The sequence below is a fragment of the Muricomes intestini genome (assembly GCF_004346165.1).
In the GTDB taxonomy this organism is placed as follows: Bacteria; Bacillota; Clostridia; order Lachnospirales; family Lachnospiraceae; genus Muricomes; species Muricomes intestini.
The window spans coordinates 1-7,047 of sequence record NZ_SLZZ01000052.1 but is presented as its reverse complement, the minus strand read 5'-3'; the positions used below and the strand labels follow the sequence as shown (position 1 = coordinate 7,047).

Here is a 7,047-nt window from a genome sequence, read left to right as displayed (position 1 = left end):
ACAATACTGTCCTTTCATTTTTTTCAAAAATAGGGCAGATTGGTACTTTAGGAGAAGTTATATCTTTTGAAATTACATTTTGCGGAAACTCAAGTATTCTTATATCAGAGAAAAGCTTTTTAGTATGTATAGCCAGCCTGTAACTGTAAGTGCACTGAACATCGTGGTCAGCATCACTACACTGGATGTCAGTACCCCCTCGTGCCCCATGTTCTTTGCCATTACGAAACAACTCACTGTCGTTGCGGAACCAAGCATAATCAGAATGGCCACCAGCTCCTCTTTCCGGAACCCCAGCCAGACAGCGGGCGGCAGAAAGACCGCAGCAAACACAACCAGTTTCATCACCGCCGCCACTATGGCAGGTTTGGCCCTTCCAAATGCTTTGCTGATATCAAATGTTGCTCCCATAGCCATAAGGCCCATGGGCGTTGCCACTGCTCCGATGTTGGAGATTGTCTTCTCCATGACAATCGGCATCGGTATCTTCAAAACCGACCAGAGAAGCCCGGCGGCAATTCCAATAATAATTGGATTTGTGACAATTCCCTTCAATGTAGCAATCCACACTTTCCTGTCCAGTTTCTTCCTCTCCGGTTGAAAAAAGGAAAGCACGACCACAGCCATAACATTATAAAGTGGAACGCTGCCAATAATCATCAATGGCGCCATTCCGGCATTTCCGTATATATTTTGGATAAATGCGATTCCAAGAAGAGCAGCACTGCTTCTGTAGGATGCCTGTATGAATTCCCCCTGGATACTTTTGTCCCGCCACCAAAAAGAGACTGCCGCTGCAAGAACGATACTGATGAGCGTCGCTCCAAAACAGAACAGCACGAATTTCAGATTCCACACTTCCGCAAAATCTACTGTTGCCAGATCCTCAAACACCAGAACCGGCAGCGGTACAAGGAAGACAAATTTATTCATCTTCTTCGCAAACACATCATCAATCCATCCAATTTTATTAAAAACAAGTCCCAGAATCATCAGCAGGAAAATCGGAACTGTCGCATTCAGGCAAAAAATTAGGTTATCCATTATTGTTACTCCAAAATCTTTCTATGTTAAATCATTTCCTCATAGTGCATCAGCCGGTCAAACTCATCCTCAGAAATCAGCTTCAGCTTCAGCGCAGCTTCTTTCAAAGAAATATTCTCGGCAAAAGCTTTCTTGGCAATCTTTGCAGCATTCTCATAGCCAACCGTTGGACTTAAAGCCGTCACCAGCATAAGTGAATTGTTCAGGTAATTTTCCATGTTCTCTCTCTCTGCACGAATTCCTTTCACACAATGCGTGCAAAATGAATCCATCACATCCCCCAGCAGACGTGCGGACTGCAGGAAATTGTATGCACATACCGGCATGAATACATTAAGCTCAAAATTCCCCTGAGACGCAGCGATGCCAATTGCCGCGTCATTCCCCATGACCTGGACCGCCACCATCGTCACCGCCTCGCACTGAGTCGGGTTGACCTTGCCCGGCATAATGGAAGAGCCGGGTTCGTTGGCCGGAATCTGGATTTCACCGAGCCCGCATCTCGGACCGCTGGCCATCCATCGCACATCGTTTGCAATCTTCATCAAATTTGCCGCCAGAGCCTTCAAGGCACCATGGGCAAACACATAGGCATCCTTGCTCGTCAGTGCGTGGAACTTGTTCTCATCCGGTATAAACTCCACTCCGGTTAACTCAGTCAGGTGCTTTGTCACCTGCACATCAAACCCTTCCGGGGCATTGATGCCGGTTCCTACAGCTGTTCCGCCGATAGCCAGTTTGTGCAAATGGTTCAGAGACGCATAGAGCATGTTTTCTGTTTCTTCCAGCATACCTCTCCAGCCACTAATCTCCTGTGAAAATGCAATTGGCGTCGCATCCATTAGGTGGGTGCGTCCGCTCTTTATGATTCCCTCATTTTCTTTCTCCAAATGGGCAAATTCACCTGCAAGACGCCTCAGGGCCGGCAGAACCTGCTCTGTCACAGCAAGAACCGCCGCAATGTTCATTGCTGAAGGAAATGTGTCATTGGAGCTCTGGGACATATTGACGTGATCGTTAGGATGAATCCTCTCTCCGGCCAAATGCGCAATTACTTCATTGACATTCATGTTGGACTGCGTACCGCTCCCGGTCTGCCAGACCTTCAGTGGAAATTCCTGCCACTGCTCTCCTGCAAGAATCTGATCACAGGCGTTTGCAATGACCGTATATTTTTCTTCATCAAGCTTTCTAAAATGCCGGTTTGCTGCGGCAGCCGCCTTCTTGAGATATGCGAAGGCACGTATAACACCACGGGGCATAGTTTCCTCCCCAATCATAAAATTTTCCAAGCTGCGCTGGGTCTGGGCACCCCAGAAGTGCTCCTTTGGTACTCTCACCTCGCCCATAGTATCATGTTCAATTCGATATTCCATCGTCCTTACCTCCTAAAATCTATCTTTTATAATCCTTTCTGATAAACGGCTCATCAATGCTTTCAGAAATGAGCAGTTTGTATTTCTGTGGATGGCGGTATGCATTTCCATGCACTTCGTGCTGTCTGTACTCTCTAATTTCATCAATAGGAAAGTCAGCTATATAAATCCCCTCCCCCTCTCCAGCCTCAACACCCGCCGTCAGTCGGCATTCATCTCCAAAATCACAGGTGTGTACTTTTGCATATGCAGGTTGCCGTCTGTAGTATCTTCAGGTAAAATCTGCAATAAAGCAACTTTTAAGTTTTTCATAGAACTAATAATATCACAAGCCATATTCGGCTTCAATACCCGGCTTACTTTCTTGCTGCATACCGTTTCAATATATAAGTTTTACAGAAGTCCTAATAACTTTTGTAATTTTCCTTTGGAGGGAATTTCCAAGAAACTACTTGCAATCACGAACTTTTAAGTGTACAATCATACTTACGATAAAACACAGGGGAGCTTGTATAAACAGGCTGAGAGGAGGTTATCAACTTCGACCCTTTAACCTGATGCGGGTAATGCCGCCGTAGGAAGTCATTGTAATTAAGGCTTTTTTACAGGAGGCATCCGTCAGGTGTCTCCTTATTTTTGTTACACTTTTTCTGAAAGGAGAGCGTTCAGCATGCACGGTAAGTCCGTGACAGACTTAAGGGGGAGCGCCCTTAAGTCTTGTACTACAGCGATGGGAAGCCGTATTCCGGCGTGAGAGGAAGCCAGTGAGCTTCGACCGACCTTCCAGCTCTCTTAGAGAGCATACTATATCTATTTCAGGGAAGCGTCGCTGTAATCGGCCGTTTTCTCTGCATAAGAGAGGAGTGTTACAATGAAAACAAACAATGTCACAAAAAAAATGGTATTAACCGCAATGCTTGCCTGCCTTGCATTTGTACTAAACACTTTTGTATATTTCCCTGCCATGGCACCCTTCCAGCACTTTGTTGATGTGCTTGCAGCTGTACTTGTAGGTCCGTGGTACGGGTGCGCCGCTGCATTTATCTGCGGTGTGTTAAGGATGTTATCCGGCCGCACCATCCAGGCAGTCACCGGGGCAGTTTTTGGTCCGATCCTTGGAGGCTTGATTTATAAAAAAACAAAAAATATCTACCTGACATTTATCGGTGAAGTGGCGGGCACTGGATTTTGCGGTGCGATGGCATCCTATCCATTAATGAAATGGTTTTATGGGCTGGATGCACAGTCTCCGTTCTACTACATACCATTCTACACACCTTCTGCCGTGGTGGGCGCAGGAATGGGAGTCGCAGTACTGCTGATTTTGAAGCACAGCGGTGCTCTGGGACGAATGCTAAGTGAGCTGAGTTAAGGAGGAGAGAATGATTGATTATATTAATTCCTTACGCTGTGTGCATCAGAATACACCACTTGTTCAATGTATTACAAATTTCGTCACCGTCAATGACTGTGCAAATATCATTTTAGCCGCGGGTGGCTCTCCTTCCATGTCACAGGATATCCGTGAGGTCGAGGAGTCCGTGAAAGGTGCCCGGGGTCTGGTCTGCAAGGGGAAACACAGCTGCGCAGAGATACCGCCCGGAGGCTGCTAAACGAACTTCATTTTTCCGCAATTCGGGGAAATGCCTCGGAAATTCGCTTTCTTGCCGGTCAACAGTCAGCAGGCAGCGGCGTGGATGTGAGTGCGGTGGATGCCACATTCCGCACAGACCTCATTGATGCAGTATTTAATTTAACCGAAACACAACTTAGGGAGGGTATCCGCTATGAATTTCTCTAAAGAAGCAACCTACAGCGACATGGATAAGCACTATGCCATCTTTGATATGGATGGCACATTAGTTGACTCTATGGTGTACTGGGGGCATCTTGCCGGCGAGTTTCTTGAAAGCAAGGGTATTGCTCAGATTCCAAAGGACATCCTGGCGAAGATTAAGCCCATGACCATGACAGAAGCAGCAGCATTATTCATACAGGAATTTTCCCTGAACAGCACACCTGAAAGCATCGCTGTGGAGATGAATGCTATGATGGGTGAGCATTACCGCAAAGACATTCCTTTGAAAAGCGGAGTGAAGAAATACCTGGATTTTCTGTATCAAAAAGGGGTTCAAATGTGCGTAGTATCCGCAACGGCAGAGCATTTGATGGAAGCTTGTCTGAAGCGTCTGGATATTCTAAAGCATTTTCGTTTCTTGCTCTCCTGTGAAACAGTGGGGGCAGGCAAAGACAAACCAGATGCCTATTTTGCAGCTGCAAAACGGCTTGGGGCTTCACCTGCCAATACAGCTGTCTATGAAGATGCCCTGTACGCTGCTGAGACAGCAAAAAATGCCGGTTTTTATGTTATCGGCGTATACGATGAGAGCGCTGAAAAATATTGGGATAAAATTGAAAACCTTGCGGATGAAACAATCCGCGGCTTTTAAGGAAAAGTAACTTTATTGCTGAACCGAGTTTAGAAGGTTTCAATTGTCTTCGTTTCTGTTATTATCAAACTTATAATAAAAATTCCTTTGCTTCTTTACACCATTCTAAATAGGCATGATATGTTTTAATGCCAAACTCAACAGTCAACAAGTAGTATTTGTGGGTTGCATCGTCATTCAGACAGTTTTTAAGGGCCTTTTCTGCTTCCAAGAGATAGGGTATTTCTTTTTCAATCTTATCTTGAAATGCTGTAATATGTTCGATTGTCTGCAAGGGTCCTACATCGTTTCCAAAGAAAAGTTTAAGCAAGGTTTCATATCGAAGTTCATCCTTTTCAACAGGCAATGCAAGCCATTGTTTTAAATATTTATGCCCCTTATCTGTTATGGTATAAATCTGCTTATTTCGTTTGTTTTCTGTGCTTTCTTTCTTTGTGGCTAACCCCCGGCTGACCAAATCACTTAAAGTAGGGTAAATGCTGCCATAGCTTGCTCCCCAAAAATATTTTAAAGCGGTATCCATTCTTTTCTTAATTTCATAACCTGTCAGTTCTTCATGACTTAACAGCCCTAAAATAACACAATCAAGCTTCTTCTCTGTTGCCATTATTCTTTTCCTTTCTGTCTATCATTCCGTAAGACAATATATTTTGAGGACAATAATCAACGCAAGCTCCACACTGAATACACTCTGCACTTTTAATCTGTCCTCCTTTAATTGCCTTTACAACATCTACTCCCATAGGACAGACCTTGTTACATTTCCCACAAGAAACACAGCCATTTTTTTCTTTGACTCTAATATAAAGTCCAGGCAAATGCAAAAGTCTGCGAATTTTTGTGCCGGCTATCATAAATGGAGCCATCCAGCAAAAATAATGGCAAAAAGCCCTTTTCTCAAACAAGATTGGCGGTATGAAAATTAAAAATACAATTCCATAATATATGATGTAACTTTGAATAGATGAAACAGATATGCCTTTTTTTGTTTCAAAGAAAAAATCAACAGCTACAATCTTTCCGCTATAGAAATAGCAAAAAATCACTGTGCCAATCCAGACAACCCAGATTATGTACTTAATATTATTTTTCCACTGCTGTTTTGGCTTTTTATCATTGATAGCAAATGCACATTCCTGTAATCCCCCTGCCGGGCAGAGGCAGGCACAAAACACTCTGCCAAATGGAATAGACAGCAAAAACAGCAGCATAAACACAATAAAACTTCCGTTGATAATTCCGTTTAGACCCGCATTGATTATTAAAGCAGGGCTGAAATAGTATAATGTAACAGGAAATAACAATAATGATATTGTTATAAGCAATTTTCTTATTTTTTGCCTGTTCATTTTCCCTCCAATATATCATCATGATACATCTATCATATATCAGTCTGATATATCCGTCAATCTTAATGACTTGATTCCACTTATATCAGCCTTGCTGTTCTTTAAAAAAGCAATTGCGGAAGATTACGTTCTGGAAAACGGTGCGGGAGGTGCATGTTATCCCTTCAAAAACACAGTCCTCCATTTCGCCGTCAGGTCGGTCTGTGAGAAGTTTTTCAGTTTTCTTGCCTGAGCTATCTTTACACCAATTTCGGCTGTTGTTTGCATAATATATTCCTCCTCTTATTAGACTTTATGCCCATTATAATCACGAACGAGGAAAAATCAATATAGATTTTGAAACTATAGGTTGTTTTTAGATATTATTAGTTGTTATAGAGTTGCTCATACACTGGTTTTTGGTTAAGAATTTGTCGATCCCCCACCGTCCACATGAAGCACTTGCCCCGTAACAAAACGCGAATCGTCGGAAGCCAGATAAACATAAGCAGGTGCAAGCTCGAACGGCTGAGCAACCCGCTGCATCGGATTATCGGCACCATAGACTGCAACTTCATCTGACGAAAAACTTGCCGGAATAAGTGGGGTCCAGATACGTCCCGGAGCGACGGCGTTCACTCGAATTCCTTGTTTAGCAACATTTTTTGCCAGTGCTCTCGTGAAACCGACGATAGCGCCTTTGGTTGCTGTATAATCAATCAATTGCTGCTCGCCTATATAGGTTACGATTGAATGTTTATTGTATAATAAAAATACAGAAAGTTGCAAAACAAAAATGTAGGTCGTTGCACCTACAAAATGTAGGTAATTGCAAAGTATCCTGACAGT

8 protein-coding genes, 1 pseudogene and 1 riboswitch are annotated in these 7,047 nt (G+C 43.6%); of the genes and pseudogenes, 4 read left to right on the top strand and 5 right to left on the bottom strand.

Translation table 11 applies throughout. The annotated features are described in order from the left end of the window. Positions 1 to 99 precede the first annotated feature (99 nt). Together EDD59_RS17425 and fumC are read right to left on the bottom strand one after the other, a co-directional pair. Complete coding sequence (locus EDD59_RS17425; protein ID WP_132384218.1) at positions 100 to 1,044, bottom strand: AEC family transporter; 945 nt, start codon at positions 1,042 to 1,044, stop codon at positions 100 to 102. Between the two features lie 26 nt (positions 1,045 to 1,070). Next, positions 1,071 to 2,420, bottom strand: a complete 1,350-nt coding sequence (gene fumC, locus EDD59_RS17420; protein WP_132384216.1) for a class II fumarate hydratase — start codon at positions 2,418 to 2,420, stop codon at positions 1,071 to 1,073. 490 nt (positions 2,421 to 2,910) lie between these two features. Continuing rightward, positions 2,911 to 3,018, top strand: a riboswitch (TPP riboswitch). 273 nt (positions 3,019 to 3,291) lie between these two features. Here fumC and thiW point away from each other — a divergent pair. The 4 genes and pseudogenes from thiW to EDD59_RS17400 all read left to right on the top strand — a co-directional run bounded on the left by thiW (position 3,292) and on the right by EDD59_RS17400 (position 4,870). Then, positions 3,292 to 3,792: an energy coupling factor transporter S component ThiW gene (gene thiW / locus EDD59_RS17410; RefSeq protein ID WP_132384214.1), complete on the top strand. Its 501-nt coding sequence runs from the start codon at positions 3,292 to 3,294 to the stop codon at positions 3,790 to 3,792. Between the two features lie 10 nt (positions 3,793 to 3,802). After that, positions 3,803 to 4,033, top strand: a complete 231-nt coding sequence (locus tag EDD59_RS17405; protein WP_279233378.1) for a hydroxyethylthiazole kinase — start codon at positions 3,803 to 3,805, stop codon at positions 4,031 to 4,033. Then, a pseudogene (locus EDD59_RS18635) lies at positions 4,003 to 4,077 on the top strand (hypothetical protein); the annotation flags it as partial. The gene EDD59_RS17405 and the pseudogene EDD59_RS18635, both read left to right, overlap by 31 nt. A gap of 130 nt (positions 4,078 to 4,207) precedes the next feature. Next, a complete protein-coding gene (locus tag EDD59_RS17400) occupies positions 4,208 to 4,870 on the top strand; it encodes an HAD family hydrolase (protein WP_243117482.1) in 663 nt (220 codons plus the stop codon). Positions 4,871 to 4,940: 70 nt separating this feature from the next. Here EDD59_RS17400 and EDD59_RS17395 read toward each other — a convergent pair whose 3' ends face one another. The 3 genes from EDD59_RS17395 to EDD59_RS17385 all read right to left on the bottom strand — a co-directional run. Then, positions 4,941 to 5,477: a PadR family transcriptional regulator gene (locus EDD59_RS17395; RefSeq protein WP_132384212.1), complete on the bottom strand. Its 537-nt coding sequence runs from the start codon at positions 5,475 to 5,477 to the stop codon at positions 4,941 to 4,943. Next, entirely contained in the window at positions 5,455 to 6,219 is a 765-nt protein-coding gene (locus EDD59_RS17390; RefSeq protein ID WP_132384210.1) for a 4Fe-4S binding protein, read from the bottom strand. Before EDD59_RS17390 ends, EDD59_RS17395 begins: the two co-directional genes overlap by 23 nt. A 402-nt stretch (positions 6,220 to 6,621) precedes the next feature. Then, positions 6,622 to 7,047, bottom strand: a 426-nt coding sequence (locus tag EDD59_RS17385; protein ID WP_132384208.1) for an SDR family oxidoreductase, incomplete at its 5' end; no start/stop codon positions are given.

Coding starts and splice junctions, on each gene's coding strand:
- EDD59_RS17425 (WP_132384218.1), bottom strand. CDS start 1,044: ATGGATAACCTAATTTTTTGCCTGAATGCGACAGTTCCGATTTTCCTG.
- fumC (WP_132384216.1), bottom strand. CDS start 2,420: ATGGAATATCGAATTGAACATGATACTATGGGCGAGGTGAGAGTACCA.
- thiW (WP_132384214.1), top strand. CDS start 3,292: ATGAAAACAAACAATGTCACAAAAAAAATGGTATTAACCGCAATGCTT.
- EDD59_RS17405 (WP_279233378.1), top strand. CDS start 3,803: ATGATTGATTATATTAATTCCTTACGCTGTGTGCATCAGAATACACCA.
- EDD59_RS17400 (WP_243117482.1), top strand. CDS start 4,208: ATGAATTTCTCTAAAGAAGCAACCTACAGCGACATGGATAAGCACTAT.
- EDD59_RS17395 (WP_132384212.1), bottom strand. CDS start 5,477: ATGGCAACAGAGAAGAAGCTTGATTGTGTTATTTTAGGGCTGTTAAGT.
- EDD59_RS17390 (WP_132384210.1), bottom strand. CDS start 6,219: ATGAACAGGCAAAAAATAAGAAAATTGCTTATAACAATATCATTATTG.